The organism is Bacillus sp. 05T31 (assembly GCF_056396725.1).
Map to the genome: position 1 here is coordinate 1 of NZ_JBFTMA010000016.1, position 19,280 is coordinate 19,280.

Below are 19,280 nucleotides of genomic sequence, written 5' to 3' on the forward strand. Positions count from 1 at the left end.
ATCCATTCGCTCGACTTGCATGTATTAGGCACGCCGCCAGCGTTCATCCTGAGCCAGGATCAAACTCTCCAATAAAGTTAGTTTGTCTAGCATCTAAAAATAAAAATTGACGTTCACGTTGTTTGTTTCGTTCAGTTTTCAAAGAACTACTTSGYCGCTCAWTTGCGACTTCCTTATGTTAACATCTTCRTTTTTCGATGTCAACYAAGTTTTTYAATTTCTTTTTTGTCGTTTWCTGCGTTTCYGCATCAGCGACGTTTATTAATWTATCATATCCTTACTCTTAGCGTCAACACTTTTTAATAAAAAATTCTTTTTCTTACATAACGAATACATTCTTCCCTATTAGCAACTCTCCGAAATAAACAAAAAATGATTTTATACCTTTCTTCCATCGCCTTTTTTACAACGCTATGTATACGCTCATCTTCAAAATCAAATAAAAGTTCCTCTAACTCTCTCTTCAGTATGTATTCCATTTCTTTTTTCTCTTCCTTCGTCAACATAATCCCAAGCAAATTATCACCCCAATAACTCCTTACGTGTACCGATAAACGCCCCACTCATTTTCAATTATCAATACTGTATCATCAAAAAACAAAATTCTATCACTCATTATATCCACCACTTACGATATTAATCCCTTGTTCTCTTTTTTTAATTTAAAGCATATATGTAACTGAAAAGGATTGGACAAAGGGGCGTAATATTATGTTTTTCTTTTTTATTACGAGTAAAAGAACATTTAAACACATTAGCTTAATAATCGTACTTTCCTTATTTACAGCATGGCTACTCTTTTTAAAAACATATTCACATGAATCTGCTTTTTCAACTGCTACTGGCCCTAAAGTGATTTACAAAGGGGACACTGCAAAAAAACAAGTTGCATTCACGTTTGACATTAGTTGGGGGGACAAAAAAGCTATTCCAATCCTTAATACACTCAAAGAAAGAGAAATTAAGAATGCAACCTTCTTTCTCTCTGCTGCATGGGCTGAAAGACACCCCGATATTGTCGAACGCATCATGAAAGATGGACATGAGATTGGTAGTATGGGCTATAATTACACATCCTACACTTCACTAGAAGCAAATGAAATACGACGAGATCTTTTGCGGGCACAAGATGTTTTTACGAAACTTGGCGTAAAACAAGTCAAGCTATTACGTCCACCTAGTGGCGATTTTAACAAAACAACTCTTAAAATAGCGGAATCACTCGGATACACCATCGTTCATTGGAGTAACAATTCAAATGACTGGAAAAATCCCGGCGTAAATAAAATCATTTCCACAGTCTCTAGCAATTTAAAGGGTGGAGATATCGTCTTATTACATGCTTCTGATTCTGCCCTTCAAACAAATAAGGCTTTACCATTACTCTTACAAAAATTAAAGAGCGACGGATATGAACAAACATCTGTATCACAACTTATTTCCAACACAAGTACAAAAAGTGAAGATATTAAGTAGTTCCTTTCTACACGGTCCTTCACACATAAAAAGCTCTGCTATCTTTTGTTAAGATAGCAGAGCTTTTTTATCCTAGCATTTACAGACGGTAAGAATCTGGATAATTAAAAATCCACTCTCCTCATTAAGCTGACTTACTCTTTTGTCCAATTAAACGATGCAATACAAGTAACTGATATGAATTACATAATAAAAGTGGTATCACCATTAAATATAACCAATCTGTATCATTAATCCTGAGCGCTGGTACCCATTCAAGAATTGTTACAACAACCATAAAGAACAGAGCGGGAACAAATGCTTTTTTATTCGTTTCTTTACTCTTTATATAAGCGACGATTGCCCCAAACATAAATAACATCCCAGCAACAAGTATGTTATTCCCTAATGAAACTTCCCCATTTGCAACAAGTACTGACCTTAAATAAACGAAATCAAATAATACGAACGCAATAAAGAACAGTTGCACTGTATTCCATAAAGAAGATGACCGAAACATCCCTAATCCAAAACGATGGATCGTTAAATACGCAAAGAACCCCATTTGACTTATAACACTAAAAATAAATCCTACGCCCATCAACCAAAAGGAAATTGCTAAAATCTCTTTTCCGTCGAAATTTTGAAAAAATTTAGCGTACTTGTCCCACTCTAAAACAAAACCAATAAAGACTGTGCTAATCCCACCAAGAAACAAYGTCGTAAAAAATAGTCGTACCCACTTGCGGCTATTCACAACACATCCCCCATTATTCTTATATTTCTAATTAAATTGTAACAATGACAATTTCAAAAAGCTAGCCATGTTAATGTATAAATTCCTTAAAGAGATTTATATTAAAAAAAGAGAACTTTGCTGAAAGGAGCTCCAACTTATGAAACGGATGCTGCTCGTTTTGATTTCTTCTTTTCTATTTATAGCACTAGCGGCATGTGCACAAGAAAAAGAAGCAAAATCCGAACTTGATTATGATCAAACAAAAAAAATGATTGTTGATATTTTAAAAACCGATCAAGGAAAAAAAGCGATCCAAGATGTATTAACTGATGAAAAAATGAAACAAGCACTCATACTAGATGAAACAGTAGTAAAGAAAACGATTGAAGATGCACTGGTATCTGAAAAAGGGCAACAATTCTGGGAAAAGCTCTTTAAAGACCCTGAGTTCTCATCGAAATTTGCTAAAAGTATGGGAAAAGAACAAACAAACTTAATGAAAACTTTACTAAAAGATCCTGAATACCAATCAGGTGTTATAGAGATTATGAAAAATCCTGAAGTAGAGAAAATTATGTTACAAACAATGAAGAGTAAAGAATATCGTCAATATTTACAGCAAGTACTAACTGAAACTGCCGAAAGTCCTCTCTTCCAAGCTAAGATGATTGACATCATTAGTAAAGGTGTACAAAAAGCCGAAAAAGGTGGGTCTGATAAGAAAGGCGCAGGTGGTGAAGGCGGTTCTCAAGATGGGAACAAAGAACAATAATAAAAATTATAGCACTGAGTGGACAATGTATATATTGTCCACTCATTACTACTTTATTTTTGCGCGACAGCTGTTTTATCAATAACTGTCTCAGCTATCGTACGATAAATGAGACCCGTTGTATGTGTATCTTCATATACTGACGGCGCAAAGTCCTCTTTATTCCAATCAGGTTGTTGAAGTGGAATTCGGCCAAGTATATCCGTTTGGAGTTCCGTAGCCAATTTATCTCCTCCACCTCTTCCAAACACATACTCTTTTTCACCAGTTGCTTTACTTTCAAAATACGCCATATTTTCAACAACACCAAGAATRCTATGTTCTGTACGTAAAGCCATGGCTCCAGCGCGCGCTGCTACAAATGCCGCTGTTGGATGCGGCGTTGTTACAATAATCTCTTTACAAGCCGGCAACATCGAATGTACATCTAAAGCAACATCACCCGTACCTGGTGGTAGGTCCAATACTAAGTAATCTAAATCACCCCACTCTACTTCTGTGAAAAAGTGATTTAACATTTTCCCAAGCATCGGTCCTCTCCAAATAACAGGTGCGTTATCTTCTACAAAGAATCCCATTGAGATTACTTTCACGCCTAGACGCTCCACTGGTATTATCTTATCACCTCTTACGATTGGACGTTTTTCTATACCCATCATATCCGGTACACTAAAACCGTAAATATCCGCGTCRATGATACCAACCTTTTTGCCTAAACGAGCTAAAGCAATTGCAAGGTTAACAGAAACAGTTGATTTCCCTACTCCACCTTTTCCACTTGCCACTGCTAAAAATGTTGTATTTGAGTTCGGTGATAATAAGGATTCACTTTTCTCYTCCTCTTGCGGTGGTGCAAACTGAGCTAATTCCTCTTCTGTAAATTCTGCAAAACGAAGTCCCACTGTTGTTGCTCCAAGTTCTTTTACTAACTTTACAATTCCAGACTGCAACTGCATTTGTTCCGCTGTACCCGTCTTTACAATTGCAATTTTAACACTTACATGTTCCTTCTCAGGCTTGACTGTCACCTCTTTAATTGCATTTGTTTCTTTTAACGTTTTATGTATAAACGGATCTACAATCCCTTCCAATGCTTCCACTACCTGCTCTTTTGTTACCATAATTAGCCCAGCCCCCTGTATGAAAAATAACGTATTGTTAATTAAATTTATCTCTCTTTATTTTTGAAATAAATGCGTTTACATTTCCAGTATAACATATTTTCGGAAAACTTCGTTAACGAGAGAAACTCGAAAAAATCCTCCTTATTCTGGAGGATTTCCTTTTTCCGTAAAATAACGTAATATACCACGATATATTGCAGCAGCTACTTTTTGTTGGTATTTCTCCGAATTTAACATATATCTTTCATTCACATTCGATAAAAAGCCAGCCTCAATTAAAGCACCTGGTGTTTTGGCATACTTCAATAAATACACGTGAGGAATTGTTTTAGCAGAACGATTCGTATTTTCTAAGCTTGTTCTCAATTCAGCTTGTATAAATTTCGCAGCCCGTTCATTTTCAATAGAAGAACGATAGTAGAACGTTTGTGCGCCCTTAGATCCACTACTAGTTAGGGCATTTAAATGAATACTCGCAAAAAAGTCTACATCAGGCTTATTAATGATCTCAACACGCTTTTTTAAATCCTCTGCTTTACGTCTACTATATGACTTTGTATCTTTATTAGCTAAATCATAATCTCCTTCACGCGTTAAAATAACTAAAGCACCTTGTTCTTGTAAATAATCTTGTACCTTTTTTGTAATCTCAAGTGTAATATCTTTTTCTACAATATCCTTTCCACCAACAGCCCCTCCGTCTGGCCCACCATGCCCAGCATCTAGTACAATCACTTTCCCTGATAAGGGTAAATTCCAAGCTCGCCACGATTTTGTAATTTGAAATTCTTGTTTAACTAAAAAAAACAAAACAACCGCAGCGAGCGCAAAAGAGATAATTCGAATTCTCTTCATACCTTTCCTCCTCCAGCTAGTCCCTCTAATTACTTATATGGGACAAGAGGAAAGTTTATGCTTGTCTTAGTGTAGCTTTAATCGATATCTTCTTTCGCCTTTTTCATAGCCTTCCTGCCACCACAAGCCGATAAACTGCTGGCAAGATTCAAAAAGCAATTCCTCGTCTTGCAACTTAATTTCACGTATAGTCATACTCGTTAAAAATTGAAATAACGTTTCAGTTAATTGTTGTTCTTCTTCTAAAGCCCTATATTTCACATCAAAGAATGATTCGCCATGATAACCAAATTTACTGTATCTCGCTCCTAATAAATAAGATTCTATCCCTAGTTCAATGCAATAATCTTCATACTGACGATGAAGTTCTTGCATTTGAAAGGCATCACGAATATTTAAACGCAATGTTTTTAATGATAATTCTCGCAGCATCTTCCGCTCGTATTTTAACTGCTTTTCTTTTTGTTTTTCTTGTAAGCTGACAATGACATTCATAGTACTTATAAACCTCCCTAATACGTATTAGTCTAAACTTCTAAAGAAGAAGCATACGTAGGACGGTAGCACTAAAATATTCCAAGCTAAAAAAATTACAAAAGAAGAATTAAACATAAAAAACCCCAACCAAAATGGTTGGGGTTTGTAGTTCGCAAAAATTAACGTTTTGAGAACTGAGGTGCACGACGTGCGCCTTTAAGACCGTATTTTTTACGCTCTTTCATACGTGCGTCACGAGTTAATAGACCCGCACGTTTTAATGTTAGACGGTATTCTGGATCAGCTTTTAATAAAGCGCGAGAAATACCGTGACGAATAGCACCAGCTTGACCAGTGTATCCACCACCATTTACGTTTACAAGTACATTGTAGTTACCTAAAGTTTCTGTTGCAACTAGAGGTTGTTTCACTACTTCACGTAATGCAGCAAATGGGATATAGTTTTCAAAATCACGACCGTTAATAATAACGCGTCCTTCGCCTGGAACTAGGCGTACGCGCGCTACTGAACTCTTACGACGTCCAGTGCCATAGTATTGAACCTGTGCCAAAGTAAGCCCTCCTTTAATTAATTATCCGCGAAGTTCGTAAACTTCTGGTTGTTGTGCTTGGTGTGGATGCTCTGCTCCAGCATACACGTTTAATTTCTTAGACACTTGACGTCCTAAACGTCCTTTTGGAAGCATGCCTTTAATTGCAAGCTCTAACATTTGTACAGGGTAGTTTGTACGCATTTCTAGAGCTGTTCTTTGCTTAAGTCCACCTGGGTGGTTAGTGTGACGGTAGTAAATTTTATCGTTTAATTTATTACCTGTTAAATGAATTTTCTCAGCGTTAATAATAATTACATGATCACCCGTGTCAACGTGTGGTGTAAATGTTGGTTTGTGTTTACCACGTAAAATGGATGCTACTTCAGTAGATAGGCGACCTAAAGTTTGACCTTCAGCATCAACCACATACCATTCTCTGGAATACTATCCGGATCAAGCTTTCCTTGACCTACGCTAAGTAACGTACCAACAATAATTCTGACCATATTATATAAAAATCCATTACCTACAAAGCGAAAAATTAATTCATCGTCTTGCTCAATTAATTCGATTTCATAAATTGTTCGTACTTTATCTTTTTTGTCAGTTTTTGCCGAACAAAAAGAAGTAAAGTCATGCGTTCCAATAAAATAAGGAATCGCTTTTCTTATAGAGTTTATTTCGAGTGGATATGGATATTGATATACGTAATTTCTACGGAATACATCCGCAGTTTTTGATAATAATACACGATAGCGATATTCTTTTTTCTCGACACCGTAACGTGCATGAAATTCTTCTGTTTTCTTCTCTACCTGCCTGATAATAATATCATCCGGCAACATTGTATTTAAAGCATTACTCCATTGCCACTCTTCAAGAGACAAAGGTGTATCAAAGTGTATCACTTGTCCTTTGGCGTGAACAGTAGAATCCGTTCTGCCTGATGCCTGCACACGAACAAGTTCTCCTTTATGCAACTTCTGCAATGCTTTCTCTATTTCTTGTTGAACAGTCCGCTGCTGTGGTTGAATTTGGTAACCACAAAAATGAATGCCATCATATGCAACTGTACATTTTATTCTTTCCATTTCTCTATTCTCCATTACGACCGCACCCATGCCAAAATACAAGCTAAACAAAGTAAGCTTACAATTGTTACTGTATCACTTATTTTCCAGCGTAGTTGCCTAAATTTAGTACGTCCTTCGCCACTTTTATATCCACGAGATTCCATCGCAATCGCTAAGTCCTCTGCACGCTTAAAAGCACTGATAAATAATGGAACGAGTAGTGAGATAATAGCTTTCATCCTATCTTTTATAGGTCCCCCGGCGAAATCAATGCCCCGTGACGCTTGTGCTTTCATAATTTTACTCGTTTCATCCATTAATGTCGGGATAAAACGTAGTGAAATTGACATCATTAATGCGATTTCATGAACAGGAACTTTTATACGCTTGAACGGCTTTAATAACGTCTCCAACCCATCTGTAATTTCAATAGGTGTCGTCGTTAACGTTAATAATGTCGTCATTAAAATAATAACGAAGAATCGTATAGAAATGTATATCCCTTGCTCTAATCCTTTTTCATGTATCGAAAACCAACCAAGCTGGAATAGTACGTCCCCTTCTTTATTTGTAAAAATATGCAGGAAAAATGTAAAAAGAAAAATCCATAAAATTGGTTTTAAGCCCGAAAGTACATAACGAATCGGCACTTTTGCAAAAAATAAAGCAATGAGTGCATATAAAAATAAAAATCCATATGAAATCGCATTATTTGCTAAGAAAACAACAAATACATATAAAAAGACAATCAACAGCTTCGTACGAGGATCAAGTTGATGAATGAGTGACTGACCTGGAATATATCTCCCAATAATCAACTGCTGCATGATTCATGACCACCTTTTCGTAACACCTGTACAACTTCATGAGTAAGATCCTCTAAAGATAAGGTAGCCTTCGAAATTGAAATACCAAACTTCTCTTCAATTGCACGTTTATACTTTAAAGACATTGGAAGATCCACACCGATTTGTTCTAATTCATCAGCATATGAAAATACTTCCTCTGCTCTTCCTTGCAAAAAGACCGTTCCTTTATGCATGACCACTATTTGATCTGCATACTTAGCGGCATCCTCCATATTATGGGTAACAAGAATGACTGTAAGCCCCTGTTCCTTATGCAAATTGTAAAACATCTCCATGAGCTCGTGCTGTCCTTTTGGATCAAGCCCTGCTGTAGGTTCATCTAATACAAGCACTTCGGGTTCCATCGCAAGTACGCCTGCTATTGCAACACGCCTCATTTGCCCACCGCTTAATTCAAACGGAGAACGTGCTAATAACTCTATGTCCAATCCAACAAGCTGGATTGCATCTTTCGCCTTTTGTTTTGCCTCTTCTTCAGATACACCAAAATTAGTCGGTCCAAAACAAATGTCCTTTTCAACTGTTTCTTCAAATAGTTGATGTTCTGGAAACTGAAAGACAACCCCTACTTTTTTTCGTAGCGGCTTAAGCTTTTTCTCTTTCTTCCCTGCTGAAATTAAATGTTCACCAATTTGAACCGTACCATTTGTCGGCTGCAATAAACCATTTAAATGTTGAATCATCGTCGACTTACCTGAACCAGTATGACCGATAATGGCATAATAGCCCCCACTTGGAAACGACACGTCTACATCATAAAGTGCGCGTCTTTCAAATGGAGTTTTATATTGATAACGATGTTCTACTTTTTGGAATGTAATCTCCAAAGTTCGTTCACCAAGCTTTCCATTGTAAGATGCGTATTTTGCAAGTGAATTTCATTTCTTTTTAATAATTCTGCTATTTTCACCGAAAAAGGTACATCTAATCCAATCTCTTGGAGCATATGAGAGGATTTGAAAATTTGCTCTGGAGTACCTTCCTCTAGTATTTCTCCCTTGTTCAAAATAATAATACGGTCTGACTGTGCCGCTTCTTCTAAATCGTGCGTAATCGATAATACCGTAATACCCTTTTGATCAACAAGTTGTCTGACCGTTTCTACTACTTCACGTCTCCCCTGAGGGTCTAACATTGAAGTTGCTTCATCTAGTATTAAAATAGATGGTTGAAGTGCTAGAACACCTGCTATTGCGACTCGCTGCTTTTGTCCACCAGATAACGAATGGGGTTCTTCATTTAAAAAATCTTCCATACGGACAAGTTGCAGAGCTTGTTCTAGTCTTTCTATCATCTGCTCCCTCGGCATTCCGATGTTCTCTAGGCCGAATACAACGTCATCTTGTACTGTCGTTCCAACAAATTGATTATCTGGATTTTGAAATACCATMCCAATTTGCTTTCGAACATCCCATACTGTTTCCTCTGATAAAATCATTGTATCATTTAAAGTAATTTTCCCTGATTCCGGTAAAAATAAGCCATTCAATAATTTTGCAAGTGTAGACTTCCCTGAACCATTTTGTCCAATAACAGATACCCAYTCTCCTTYATATAAGGAAAACGAAACATCTTTTAATGCATAAGAGGCTGCCCCAGGATATTGAAATGATATATTTTCTGTCCGAAGTTTCTCTTTTTTCAATACAAGGCACCCTTTCTTTCGYCAAGTTAGCCTATTTTTATACTTAAAAAAAAAGGGCCATGACCAGTTACTTGAAAAGAACTGTCCTGCCCTTTTAATCATCATTATACTAACTCGATAATTACCATTGGTGCTGCGTCTCCGCGACGTGGACCAATTTTTGCAATACGAGTGTATCCGCCTTGGCGCTCAGCATAGCGTGGAGCTACATCAGCGAATAATTTTTGAAGTGCATCTTGACCAGTCTCAGCGTTAGCAACCTCATTACGGATGAAAGCTGCTGCTTGACGACGAGCATGAAGATCTCCGCGTTTACCTAAAGTGATCATTTTTTCCACTACAGAACGAAGTTCTTTTGCACGAGTTTCTGTCGTTTGGATGCGCTCGTTGATAATTAAATCAGTAGCTAAATCACGTAACATAGCTTTACGTTGCGCACTTGTACGGCCTAATTTTCTGTATGCCATTCGTAGTTCCCTCCTTTGTTGATGGGTTTAAATCCTCAGTCGTCTTTACGTAAACCTAAACCTAATTCCTCAAGTTTATGTTTAACTTCTTCTAAGGATTTACGTCCTAAGTTACGAACTTTCATCATATCTTCTTCTGTTTTGTTCGCAAGCTCTTGTACAGTATTAATTCCTGCACGTTTTAGGCAATTATAAGAACGAACAGAAAGATCTAGTTCTTCGATAGTCATCTCAAGAACTTTTTCTTTTTGATCTTCTTCCTTCTCGACCATAATCTCAGCATTTTGTGCTTCGTCAGTTAAACCAACAAAGATATTTAAATGCTCAGTTAAGATTTTGGCACCTAAAGAGATAGCTTCTTTTGGCCCGATGCTTCCATCCGTCCATACATCAAGCGTAAGCTTATCATAATTAGCCACTTGTCCGACACGTGTCTTTTCCACTTGGTAAGTCACACGTGATACTGGAGTATAAATAGAATCAATAGGAATTACTCCTATTGGTTGATCTTCGCTTTTATTTGCAACAGCTGGCGTATACCCACGGCCACGCTTTGCAGTTAAACGCATGCGGAAATGCGCATTTTTTGCTAACGTTGCAATGTGTAAATCTGGATTTAAGATTTCAACATCACTATCGTGAGTAATATCAGCAGCTGTGACAATACCTTCGCCCTGTACATCGATTTCCAACGTCTTCTCTTCTTCAGAGTAGATTTTAAGAGCTAACTTTTTCAAGTTTAAAATCATCGTAGTAACATCTTCTACTACGCCCTCAACTGTTGAAAATTCGTGTAAAACGCCATCGATTTGGATAGCAGTTACAGCGGCACCAGGGAGTGAGGATAAAAGAATACGACGTAAGGAGTTACCCAAAGTAGTACCATATCCACGCTCAAGCGGTTCAATCACGAATTTACCATACTTAGCATCTTCGTTAAGTTCAACCGTTTCGATTTTCGGTTTTTCGATTTCAATCATTAACTAAACCCTCCTTCAAAACGTCGAAACCCCGGTTAAACAAAGGAAGAACCTCTGTTTAACCGAAAGTCCCCCTTAGGCAGTTCCCGATTGTGCACAACAAGCGATGTTTCTGTACGAAATTTCTCGATAATGCATCATATCCATTATAGACAAAAGGGAAAATTCTATACAGAAAAATTACACACGACGACGTTTTGGTGGACGACATCCATTATGAGGAACTGGAGTAACATCTCTAATTGCTGTTACTTCTAGACCTGCCGCTTGAAGAGCACGAATTGCAGCTTCACGACCAGCACCAGGACCTTTAACAGTAACCTCTAAAGTTTTTAAACCATGCTCCATTGCAACTTTAGAAGCAGCTTCAGCAGCCATTTGCGCAGCGAATGGAGTAGATTTACGAGATCCACGGAAACCAAGTGCACCAGCACTAGACCAAGAAAGTGCGTTACCGTGAGTATCTGTAAGTGTTACGATTGTGTTGTTGAAAGTAGAACGAATATGAGCTATACCAGCTTCAATATTCTTTTTCACACGTTTTTTACGAGTGTTTGTTTTACGTGCCATTGTTAGTTCAACCTCCTTTACTTATTATTTCTTTTTATTTGCTACTGTACGACGTGGACCTTTACGTGTACGAGCATTGTTTTTAGAGTTTTGACCACGAACTGGTAAACCACGACGGTGACGAAGACCACGGTAAGAACCGATCTCCATTAGACGTTTAATGTTAAGAGATACTTCACGACGAAGGTCTCCCTCAACTTTAATACGATCGATGATATCACGGATACGTCCTAATTCATCTTCCGATAAATCACGAACTCGTGCTTCCGAAGAAATACCAGCTTCTGTAATGATTTTTTCAGCAGTTGGGCGACCAATGCCGAATACGTAAGTTAAAGAAATAACAACGCGCTTGTCACGAGGAATATCTACACCTGCGATACGTGCCATTCTGAATGCACCTCCTTCTGATTAACCTTGTTTTTGTTTATGTTTAGGGTTTTCACAAATAACCATTACTTTTCCACGTCTACGAATAACTTTACATTTTTCGCAGATTGGTTTAACTGACGGTCTTACTTTCATGTCTCGAACCTCCTTAAAGATTACGGAGTGCTATATTATTTAAAACGGTACGTAATACGACCACGATTTAAATCGTACGGAGATAATTCTACCGTAACTTTGTCTCCTGGTAAAATACGAATGAAGTTCATACGGATTTTACCAGAAACGTGAGCCAATACGACATGCCCATTCTCTAATTCTACTTTGAACATAGCATTTGGCAACGTTTCAAGAACGGTACCTTCGACTTCAATTACATCATCTTTAGCCATTCAATAGTTCTCCCTTCTTCAAATCAGTAACATTTTACACTGCTCTGAAATCCCGGAGAGCCAGCTACTTATAAAGTGGTAAGGATTTCGTATCCTGCTTCTGTAAGAGCAATCGTGTGCTCAAAATGGGCACACCATTTACCATCTACCGTTACCACTGTCCAGTCATCAGATAGTGTTTTTACATATCGTCTTCCTTGATTCACCATCGGCTCAACACAGATGACCATTCCCGGCTTTAATCTAGGGCCTCTATTTGGTGGACCATAGTGCGGGATTTGAGGGTCCTCATGTAAGTCTTGCCCGATTCCGTGACCAACATACTCCCTAACGATCGAGAACCCATTCTCTTCAGCATGTGTTTGAACCGCATGCGAGATATTTGATAATCTTTCGCCTGGTTTTACTTGTTCTAGACCAAGATACAACGATTTTTCTGTGACATCAAGTAGCTTTTGAACAGATTCAGAAATGTTTCCAACTGGATACGTCCATGCAGAATCACCATGGTACCCATTGTATTTCGCACCAATATCGATACTGATGATATCGCCCTCTTCGAGCTTACGCTTCCCTGGAATCCCGTGTACAAGCTCTTCATTTACAGAAGCACAAATGCTCCCCGGAAATCCGTTGTATCCTTTAAAAGATGGCGTAGCACCATATTTTCGAATCGTCTTTTCCGCTATTTGATCGAGCTCTTTCGTTGTAATTCCTGGAGTAATATGTTGTTTCAACTCTTGATGAGTTAAAGCAACGATCCTGCCAGCTTCTCGCATGATTTCTATCTCGCGAGGAGTTTTGCAGATGATCATTACGCTAAGTCTCCGATGAGAACATCGATATCAGCAAATACTTTATTGATATCTTGCTCACCATTAATGCTTTGTAAGTAGCCAAGCTCCTCGTAGAAATCAAGCAAAGGTTTTGTTTGCTTAATATTTACATCTAAACGATTTGCTACAGTTTCTTCATTGTCATCAGAGCGTTGATATAATTCGCCACCACATTTATCGCACACATCAGCTTTTGCTGGCGGATTGAATTCTAAGTGGTAAGTCGCACCGCATTCTTTACAAATGCGACGGCCTGTAAGGCGTGTTAATAACAACCCTGAATCCACATTAATGTTTAAAACATAGTCGATTTTTTTGCCAAGATCTTTCATAATCTCTTCAAGAGCTGATGCTTGTGCAACAGTTCGTGGGAAACCATCTAATAAGAAGCCTTTAATACAGTCTTCTTGGCTTAAACGTTCACGAACAATTCCAATTGTAACTTCATCTGGAACAAGCGCACCTTTATCAATAAAAGATTTTGCTTGTAAACCAAGTTCAGTTTCAGCCTTCATAGCTGCACGGAACATATCTCCTGTTGAGATGTGAGGGATGTTATACTTGGCAACAATCTGTTCGGCTTGTGTACCTTTACCAGCACCAGGAAGCCCCATTAAAATCAAGTTCATCCTTGTTCCCCCTCAGTACATGAGCATGTAGGGAAGACAGTTCTTCCCACTTACTCACTGCTTGATAAACCCTTTGTAATGGCGTTTTACCAATTGGCTTTCTAGCTGCTTCATTGTTTCTAAAGCAACGCCGACAACGATTAACATACTCGTTCCACCAATCTGTGCAGATGGAGGAAGATTTCCCAATTTCGTAAAGATAACTGGTAAGATTGCAATCGCTGCTAGGAAAATTGATCCCACAAAGGTCAAACGATACAAGATTTTTGTTAGATATTGTTCTGTATTCTTACCCGGACGAATACCTGGAACATATCCACCTTGCTTGTTTAGATTCTCTGACATTTGCTCTGGATTAACCTGAACAAATGCATAGAAATATGTGAAGGCTACAATGAGCGCAACATATATGATCATTCCCACTGGGTGAGAATAGTTAAAGTTTGCAATAATCCACTGCGATACATCATGTTTCGGGAAGAACTGTGCAATAGTTGGAGGCGTAATTAAGAATGAAACAGCAAAAATGACTGGAATAACACCCGCACTATTTACCTTAAGTGGTAAATGAGTGTTTTGTGCTCCAGCATGATTCCCATTCCCTCCTGTTACACGCTTCGCGTATTGAATTGGGATCTTTCTAACAGCCTGTTGAATGAAAATAACACCAACAATAACTGCTAGCACAGCTAGTAAAATCAATGCAACTTTAACGATACTCATGAACAATTGATCTCCGATATTTTGAAACTGTTGTTGATACACTTGAGATATAACACTTGGGATCGCTGCGGCAATACCACCAAAGATAAGAATGGAAATACCATTACCTACACCTTTAGATGTAATCTGTTCACCTAACCACATTAAAAATGCAGTACCAGCAGTCAGTACCGTAGCAATGTATAAATAAGTGCTCCAACCTGGATTCAAAATTAATTGCCCACCTACCATACCGTTAAAACCGATTGACATACCAAACCCCTGAATAAACGCAAGAACAATTGTAAAGTAACGCGTGAATTGCGTTAGTTTACGACGGCCCATTTCGCCTTGCTTCGACCATTCCGAAAATTTAGGAACAACATCCATCTGCAATAATTGCACGATGATGGATGCTGTAATATACGGCATGATTCCCATCGCGAAGATGGAGAAGTTCTTCAAGGCGCCACCGCCAAATGTATTTAGGATACCTAAGGCATTTAATTGATCTTGTGCTTTCAGTACGTCTCCATTTGTAAATGGCACTGGGATAAACGTGCCAATCCTGAATACGACTAACATCGCTAAAGTGAATAATATTTTACGTCTTATCTCAGCAACGCGCATAAAGTTGGAGATTGTACGAAACATTAGATCACCTCAACTGATCCGCCAGCTGCTTCAATTGCTTCTTTAGCACTTGAAGAGAACTTGTGCGCTTTAACAGTTAATTTTTTCTCTACTGCTCCGCTTGCAAGAATTTTAACACCGTCGTTTAACTTGCTGATAACGCCAGTTTCCAGCAATAATTCAGGTGTTACTTCTGTACCATCTTCAAAACGATTTAACGTTGATAAGTTTACAATAGTAAACTCTTTACGGTTAATGTTTGTGAAGCCGCGTTTTGGTAAACGACGGAATAGTGGAGTTTGACCACCTTCGAAGCCAAGACGAACACCGCCGCCAGAACGTGCGTTTTGTCCTTTATGACCTCTACCAGCAGTTTTACCGTTACCAGAACCGATACCACGACCGACACGGTTACGTACTTTACGAGAACCTTCTGCAGGTTTTAATTCATGAAGTTTCATTCCCAGGCACCTCCTTATATTAATGAGTTATCCTTAAGCTTCTTTTACAGAGATAAGGTGAGAAACTTTGTTGATCATACCAAGAATAGCAGGAGTTTCTTCCTTAACTACAGTTGAATTCAACTTTTTAAGACCTAAAGCTTCTACCGTCGCACGTTGATCTTGTGGACGACCAATTACACTACGAGTGAGGGTAATTTCTAACTTTTTCGCCATTTGTTTTCCCTCCTTAACCTAGTAGCTCTTCTACAGATTTACCGCGTAATTTTGCAACATCTTCAGCGCGCTTAAGTTCGCTTAATCCGTTCACAGTAGCGCGAATCATGTTGATTGGTGTGTTAGTACCAAGAGATTTCGAAAGAATATCTTGTACACCAGCTAATTCTAGTACCGCACGAACAGGTCCACCAGCAATAACACCAGTACCCTCAGCAGCAGGTTTTAAGAATACTTCACCAGCTCCAAAATGACCGTTGATTGTATGTGGAATTGTTGTACCAACTAATGGTACTGCGATTAGGTTTTTCTTAGCGTCTTCGATAGCTTTACGGATTGCGTCTGGTACCTCTTGTGCTTTACCAGTACCGAATCCAACATGACCGTTTTTATCGCCAACTACAACTAGTGCAGCAAAGCGGAAACGACGACCACCCTTAACAACTTTCGCGACACGATTTATCGTAACTACACGTTCTTCAAGTTCTAATTTACTTGGGTCAATGCGTTGCATCAATTTTCCCTCCTTTGACCATTAAAATTGTAATCCAGCCTCACGAGCAGCTTCAGCTAGAGCTTTAACACGGCCATGGTATAAGTAACCACCGCGATCAAATACTACTTCTTTAACGCCTTTCTCTACAGCACGCTTAGCAACTGATTCTCCAACTTTCGTAGCAGCTTCAGTATTGCTAGTACCGTTAAGAGCAAGGTCTTTATCAAGAGTAGATGCACTTACTAATGTTACACCATTTACATCATCAATAACTTGAGCGTAAATATGTTGGTTAGAACGGTACACGTTTAAACGTGGACGTTCTGCAGTACCAGTAAGTTTAGCACGTACACGTGCATGTCTTTTCTTACGAGTCGCATTTTTAGCAGCTTTAGTGATCATTCTTGTCACTCCTTTCTTTCACCTAACGGGTTTACTTAGCAGTTTTACCTTCTTTACGACGAACAACTTCGCCTTCGTAACGAATACCTTTACCTTTATATGGCTCAGGAGCACGTACAGCACGGATGTTAGCAGCAAATTCGCCAACACGTTGCTTGTCGATACCTTTAATTACGATTTTAGTTGGTACAGGTACTTCAACTTCAAGTCCTGCTTCTGGAGTCATTTCTACTGGATGAGAATAACCTACGCTTAAAACAAGTTTATCACCTTGTTTTTGAGCACGGTAACCAACACCGACTAATTCAAGTCCGCGTACGAAACCTGTAGTTACACCTTCAACCATGTTTCCGATTAAAGCACGAGTTGTACCGTGTAATGCACGGTGTTCCTTCTGTTCAGATGGACGCTCAACTGTTAGTGTATTTTCTTCAATTTTGATAGACATATCAGTTTTGAAAGTACGAGTTAATTCACCTTTAGGGCCTTTTACTGTTACAGTATTGTCTTCTGCAACTGTAATAGTAACACCTGCAGGGATTTCAAGAATCTTTTTACCAATACGAGACATGTGGTCACACCTCCGTTCGTTTTAAATATATATTACCAAACGTATGCTACTACTTCTCCACCAGTTTGTAATTGACGAGCATCTTTGTCTGTCATTACTCCCTTAGATGTAGAAACAAGAGCGATACCTAATCCGTTAAGTACACGAGGTACTTCATCAGCTTTTGCGTAAACGCGTAAGCCAGGTTTACTGATACGCTTTAATCCAGTGATTACACGTTCATTGTTTGCACCATATTTCAGGAAAATACGAAGGATACCTTGTTTGTTATCCCCGATGTATTCTACATCACGAATGAAACCTTCACGTTTTAAAAGTTCAGCGATCTCTTTTTTGATTTTAGAAGCAGGAACCTCTAATTTCTCATGACGTACCATATTCGCATTACGGATGCGAGTAAGCATGTCTGCAATTGGATCTGTCATCACCATGTGTTTTACCTCCTTCCCATTTGTGGGTTTTACCAACTAGCTTTTTTAACACCAGGAATTTGACCTTTATATGCAAGTTCACGGAAACAAATACGGCAAAGCTTAAATTTGCGGTATACAGAATGCGGACGACCGCAGCGTTCGCAACGTGTATACTCTTGTACTTTAAACTTAGGAGTACGCTTTTGTTTCGCGATCATAGATTTTTTAGCCACGTTTTCGCCTCCTCTACTTAGCGTTGGCTTCCATTATTTTTGGAATGGCATACCGAATTGTGTTAAAAGTTCACGAGCTTCTTCATCAGTTTTCGCTGTAGTAACGATTACGATGTCCATACCTCGGACTTTACTTACTTTATCATAATCAATCTCAGGGAAAATTAGTTGCTCTTTAACACCTAATGTGTAGTTCCCACGACCATCAAATGATTTCTTAGAAACACCACGGAAATCACGTACACGTGGTAAAGAAACTGATACTAATTTGTCGAAGAACTCATACATTTGCTGACCGCGTAAAGTTACTTTCGCACCGATTGGCATACCTTCACGAAGACGGAAACCAGCGATTGATTTTTTAGCGCGAGTTACAACAGGTTTTTGACCTGCGATTTGAGTTAATTCTTCTACTGCATTGTCTAAAGCTTTTGAGTTAGATACCGCGTCACCAACACCAGTGTTGATTACGATCTTTTCGATTTTCGGTACTTCCATCACAGATTTATAGTTAAACTTGCTCATTAGAGCAGGAGTAATTTCCTTTTGGAACTTCTCTTTAAGGCGATTCAATGAAGTGACCTCCTTTCTTAAGAAAATTATTTATCTAATAATTCACCAGATTTTTTTGCAATACGCACTTTTTTACCATCTTCTACTTTGAAGCCTACGCGAGTAGGTTCGCCTGTTTTCGGATCTAATACCATAACATTAGAAACGTGAATAGGTGCTTCTTTCGTAATAATTCCACCTTGTGGATTTAATTGAGATGGCTTAGAGTGTTTTTTAACGATGTTAACACCCTCAACGATAACACGGTTTTGCTTTGGGAAAGCCACAAGGATAACACCTTGTTTTCCTTTGTCTTTACCAGTGATTACCTGAACTTTATCACCTTTTTTTACATGCATCTTAATTCTGCACCTCCTTAGCAAGGCAATACCTTAAATTATAGAACTTCTGGAGCTAAAGAAACGATCTTCATGAAGTTGCTATCACGTAATTCACGAGCTACTGGTCCGAAGATACGAGTACCACGTGGGCTCTTATCGTCTTTGATGATAACCGCTGCGTTTTCATCAAATTTAATGTAAGAACCGTCCGGACGACGAGCTCCGCTCTTCGTACGTACCACTACTGCCTTAACAACGTCACCTTTTTTAACAACGCCACCTGGTGTTGCTTGTTTTACCGTAGCAACGATAATATCACCAATATAAGCATATTTACGACCAGAGCCGCCTAATACTTTAATTGTTAAAAGTTCGCGGGCACCAGAGTTGTCAGCAACTTTCAAACGAGATTCTTGTTGGATCATGTTATGAAACC

At 38.6% G+C, this 19,280-nt stretch carries 31 protein-coding genes, 1 rRNA gene and 1 pseudogene; 2 read left to right on the forward strand and 31 right to left on the reverse strand.

Going from position 1 to position 19,280, the window contains the following annotated elements; genetic code table 11:
• Window positions 1-75: ribosomal RNA gene (locus AC1DJR_RS02110) — 16S ribosomal RNA — on the reverse strand; the annotation flags it as partial.
• A 224-nt stretch (window positions 76-299) separates the two neighbouring features.
• Window positions 300-518, reverse strand: coding sequence for a hypothetical protein (locus AC1DJR_RS02115; protein WP_002139933.1), 219 nt, complete (start codon window positions 516-518; stop codon window positions 300-302).
• A gap of 193 nt (window positions 519-711) precedes the next feature.
• On the opposite strand from AC1DJR_RS02115, the gene pdaB reads away from it, so the two are divergent.
• The gene (gene pdaB / locus AC1DJR_RS02120; RefSeq protein ID WP_002091556.1) at window positions 712-1,476 is read left to right on the forward strand and encodes a polysaccharide deacetylase family sporulation protein PdaB; all 765 of its coding nucleotides are present in this window, start codon (window positions 712-714) and stop codon (window positions 1,474-1,476) included.
• A gap of 124 nt (window positions 1,477-1,600) precedes the next feature.
• On the opposite strand, the gene kbaA is transcribed toward pdaB, so the two are convergent.
• Complete coding sequence (gene kbaA, locus AC1DJR_RS02125) at window positions 1,601-2,212, reverse strand: KinB signaling pathway activation protein KbaA (protein WP_002091555.1); 612 nt, start codon at window positions 2,210-2,212, stop codon at window positions 1,601-1,603.
• Window positions 2,213-2,351: 139 nt separating this feature from the next.
• Here kbaA and gerD point away from each other — a divergent pair, with 139 nt between their 5' ends.
• On the forward strand, window positions 2,352-2,966 hold the full coding sequence (gerD, locus tag AC1DJR_RS02130) for a spore germination lipoprotein GerD (RefSeq protein WP_002009716.1): 615 nt from the start codon (window positions 2,352-2,354) through the stop codon (window positions 2,964-2,966).
• Window positions 2,967-3,019: 53 nt separating this feature from the next.
• Here gerD and AC1DJR_RS02135 read toward each other — a convergent pair whose 3' ends face one another.
• The 28 genes and pseudogenes from AC1DJR_RS02135 to rplN all read right to left on the reverse strand — a co-directional run bounded on the left by AC1DJR_RS02135 (window position 3,020) and on the right by rplN (window position 19,269).
• Window positions 3,020-4,087: an Mrp/NBP35 family ATP-binding protein gene (locus tag AC1DJR_RS02135; protein WP_088293531.1), complete on the reverse strand. Its 1,068-nt coding sequence runs from the start codon at window positions 4,085-4,087 to the stop codon at window positions 3,020-3,022.
• Window positions 4,088-4,231: 144 nt separating this feature from the next.
• Window positions 4,232-4,945, reverse strand: a complete 714-nt coding sequence (cwlD, locus tag AC1DJR_RS02140; RefSeq protein ID WP_002009721.1) for an N-acetylmuramoyl-L-alanine amidase CwlD — start codon at window positions 4,943-4,945, stop codon at window positions 4,232-4,234.
• A gap of 66 nt (window positions 4,946-5,011) precedes the next feature.
• Window positions 5,012-5,440: a DUF2521 family protein gene (locus AC1DJR_RS02145; RefSeq protein WP_002029335.1), complete on the reverse strand. Its 429-nt coding sequence runs from the start codon at window positions 5,438-5,440 to the stop codon at window positions 5,012-5,014.
• A gap of 161 nt (window positions 5,441-5,601) precedes the next feature.
• The gene (gene rpsI, locus AC1DJR_RS02150) at window positions 5,602-5,994 is read right to left on the reverse strand and encodes a 30S ribosomal protein S9 (protein ID WP_002009728.1); all 393 of its coding nucleotides are present in this window, start codon (window positions 5,992-5,994) and stop codon (window positions 5,602-5,604) included.
• A gap of 21 nt (window positions 5,995-6,015) precedes the next feature.
• Entirely contained in the window at window positions 6,016-6,402 is a 387-nt protein-coding gene (gene rplM, locus AC1DJR_RS02155) for a 50S ribosomal protein L13 (protein ID WP_477001939.1), read from the reverse strand.
• 8 nt (window positions 6,403-6,410) lie between these two features.
• A pseudogene (gene truA / locus AC1DJR_RS02160) lies at window positions 6,411-7,067 on the reverse strand (tRNA pseudouridine(38-40) synthase TruA); the annotation flags it as partial.
• Window positions 7,068-7,081: 14 nt separating this feature from the next.
• Window positions 7,082-7,876: an energy-coupling factor transporter transmembrane component T family protein gene (locus AC1DJR_RS02165; protein ID WP_429687388.1), complete on the reverse strand. Its 795-nt coding sequence runs from the start codon at window positions 7,874-7,876 to the stop codon at window positions 7,082-7,084.
• On the reverse strand, window positions 7,864-8,745 hold the full coding sequence (locus AC1DJR_RS02170; RefSeq protein WP_002124690.1) for an energy-coupling factor ABC transporter ATP-binding protein: 882 nt from the start codon (window positions 8,743-8,745) through the stop codon (window positions 7,864-7,866). Before AC1DJR_RS02170 ends, AC1DJR_RS02165 begins: the two co-directional genes overlap by 13 nt.
• Window positions 8,721-9,563, reverse strand: coding sequence for an energy-coupling factor ABC transporter ATP-binding protein (locus AC1DJR_RS02175; RefSeq protein WP_477001940.1), 843 nt, complete (start codon window positions 9,561-9,563; stop codon window positions 8,721-8,723). The genes AC1DJR_RS02170 and AC1DJR_RS02175 overlap by 25 nt, the downstream gene beginning before the upstream one ends.
• Window positions 9,564-9,667: 104 nt before the next feature.
• The gene (gene rplQ, locus AC1DJR_RS02180) at window positions 9,668-10,030 is read right to left on the reverse strand and encodes a 50S ribosomal protein L17 (RefSeq protein ID WP_000331490.1); all 363 of its coding nucleotides are present in this window, start codon (window positions 10,028-10,030) and stop codon (window positions 9,668-9,670) included.
• A gap of 35 nt (window positions 10,031-10,065) precedes the next feature.
• Window positions 10,066-11,010 carry a DNA-directed RNA polymerase subunit alpha gene (locus AC1DJR_RS02185; protein ID WP_002091540.1) on the reverse strand — a complete coding sequence of 315 codons (945 nt, stop codon included), beginning with the start codon at window positions 11,008-11,010 and terminating at the stop codon, window positions 10,066-10,068.
• Window positions 11,011-11,190: 180 nt separating this feature from the next.
• The gene (gene rpsK / locus AC1DJR_RS02190; protein WP_002009745.1) at window positions 11,191-11,580 is read right to left on the reverse strand and encodes a 30S ribosomal protein S11; all 390 of its coding nucleotides are present in this window, start codon (window positions 11,578-11,580) and stop codon (window positions 11,191-11,193) included.
• Window positions 11,581-11,604: 24 nt separating this feature from the next.
• Window positions 11,605-11,970 carry a 30S ribosomal protein S13 gene (rpsM, locus tag AC1DJR_RS02195; protein WP_002091539.1) on the reverse strand — a complete coding sequence of 122 codons (366 nt, stop codon included), beginning with the start codon at window positions 11,968-11,970 and terminating at the stop codon, window positions 11,605-11,607.
• 21 nt (window positions 11,971-11,991) lie between these two features.
• Entirely contained in the window at window positions 11,992-12,105 is a 114-nt protein-coding gene (rpmJ, locus tag AC1DJR_RS02200; protein WP_000868344.1) for a 50S ribosomal protein L36, read from the reverse strand.
• Window positions 12,106-12,140: 35 nt separating this feature from the next.
• Window positions 12,141-12,359 (reverse strand): translation initiation factor IF-1, encoded by a 219-nt coding sequence (infA, locus tag AC1DJR_RS02205; protein WP_001029884.1) that lies wholly within the window; start codon window positions 12,357-12,359, stop codon window positions 12,141-12,143.
• A 68-nt stretch (window positions 12,360-12,427) separates the two neighbouring features.
• The gene (map, locus tag AC1DJR_RS02210) at window positions 12,428-13,174 is read right to left on the reverse strand and encodes a type I methionyl aminopeptidase (RefSeq protein ID WP_000582542.1); all 747 of its coding nucleotides are present in this window, start codon (window positions 13,172-13,174) and stop codon (window positions 12,428-12,430) included.
• Complete coding sequence (locus AC1DJR_RS02215; protein ID WP_113770694.1) at window positions 13,174-13,824, reverse strand: adenylate kinase; 651 nt, start codon at window positions 13,822-13,824, stop codon at window positions 13,174-13,176. The genes map and AC1DJR_RS02215 overlap by 1 nt, the downstream gene beginning before the upstream one ends.
• 54 nt (window positions 13,825-13,878) lie before the next feature.
• Window positions 13,879-15,180 carry a preprotein translocase subunit SecY gene (secY, locus tag AC1DJR_RS02220; protein ID WP_002091534.1) on the reverse strand — a complete coding sequence of 434 codons (1,302 nt, stop codon included), beginning with the start codon at window positions 15,178-15,180 and terminating at the stop codon, window positions 13,879-13,881.
• Window positions 15,180-15,620, reverse strand: coding sequence for a 50S ribosomal protein L15 (gene rplO / locus AC1DJR_RS02225; protein ID WP_002009754.1), 441 nt, complete (start codon window positions 15,618-15,620; stop codon window positions 15,180-15,182). Before rplO ends, secY begins: the two co-directional genes overlap by 1 nt.
• A gap of 33 nt (window positions 15,621-15,653) precedes the next feature.
• Complete coding sequence (gene rpmD / locus AC1DJR_RS02230; protein WP_002009757.1) at window positions 15,654-15,836, reverse strand: 50S ribosomal protein L30; 183 nt, start codon at window positions 15,834-15,836, stop codon at window positions 15,654-15,656.
• Window positions 15,837-15,849: 13 nt separating this feature from the next.
• Window positions 15,850-16,350, reverse strand: coding sequence for a 30S ribosomal protein S5 (gene rpsE, locus AC1DJR_RS02235; RefSeq protein ID WP_002063426.1), 501 nt, complete (start codon window positions 16,348-16,350; stop codon window positions 15,850-15,852).
• Between the two features lie 21 nt (window positions 16,351-16,371).
• Window positions 16,372-16,734, reverse strand: a complete 363-nt coding sequence (gene rplR, locus AC1DJR_RS02240) for a 50S ribosomal protein L18 (protein WP_002009761.1) — start codon at window positions 16,732-16,734, stop codon at window positions 16,372-16,374.
• Between the two features lie 31 nt (window positions 16,735-16,765).
• Complete coding sequence (rplF, locus tag AC1DJR_RS02245; protein WP_002009762.1) at window positions 16,766-17,305, reverse strand: 50S ribosomal protein L6; 540 nt, start codon at window positions 17,303-17,305, stop codon at window positions 16,766-16,768.
• Window positions 17,306-17,337: 32 nt separating this feature from the next.
• Complete coding sequence (gene rpsH, locus AC1DJR_RS02250) at window positions 17,338-17,736, reverse strand: 30S ribosomal protein S8 (protein ID WP_002009764.1); 399 nt, start codon at window positions 17,734-17,736, stop codon at window positions 17,338-17,340.
• A 29-nt stretch (window positions 17,737-17,765) separates the two neighbouring features.
• Window positions 17,766-17,951: a 30S ribosomal protein S14 gene (rpsN, locus tag AC1DJR_RS02255; protein ID WP_001085700.1), complete on the reverse strand. Its 186-nt coding sequence runs from the start codon at window positions 17,949-17,951 to the stop codon at window positions 17,766-17,768.
• 33 nt (window positions 17,952-17,984) lie between these two features.
• A complete protein-coding gene (gene rplE, locus AC1DJR_RS02260; protein ID WP_002091528.1) occupies window positions 17,985-18,524 on the reverse strand; it encodes a 50S ribosomal protein L5 in 540 nt (179 codons plus the stop codon).
• 26 nt (window positions 18,525-18,550) lie between these two features.
• Window positions 18,551-18,862 carry a 50S ribosomal protein L24 gene (gene rplX, locus AC1DJR_RS02265; RefSeq protein WP_000558201.1) on the reverse strand — a complete coding sequence of 104 codons (312 nt, stop codon included), beginning with the start codon at window positions 18,860-18,862 and terminating at the stop codon, window positions 18,551-18,553.
• A 38-nt stretch (window positions 18,863-18,900) separates the two neighbouring features.
• On the reverse strand, window positions 18,901-19,269 hold the full coding sequence (gene rplN, locus AC1DJR_RS02270) for a 50S ribosomal protein L14 (protein WP_002063420.1): 369 nt from the start codon (window positions 19,267-19,269) through the stop codon (window positions 18,901-18,903).
• Window positions 19,270-19,280: the final 11 nt, after the last annotated feature.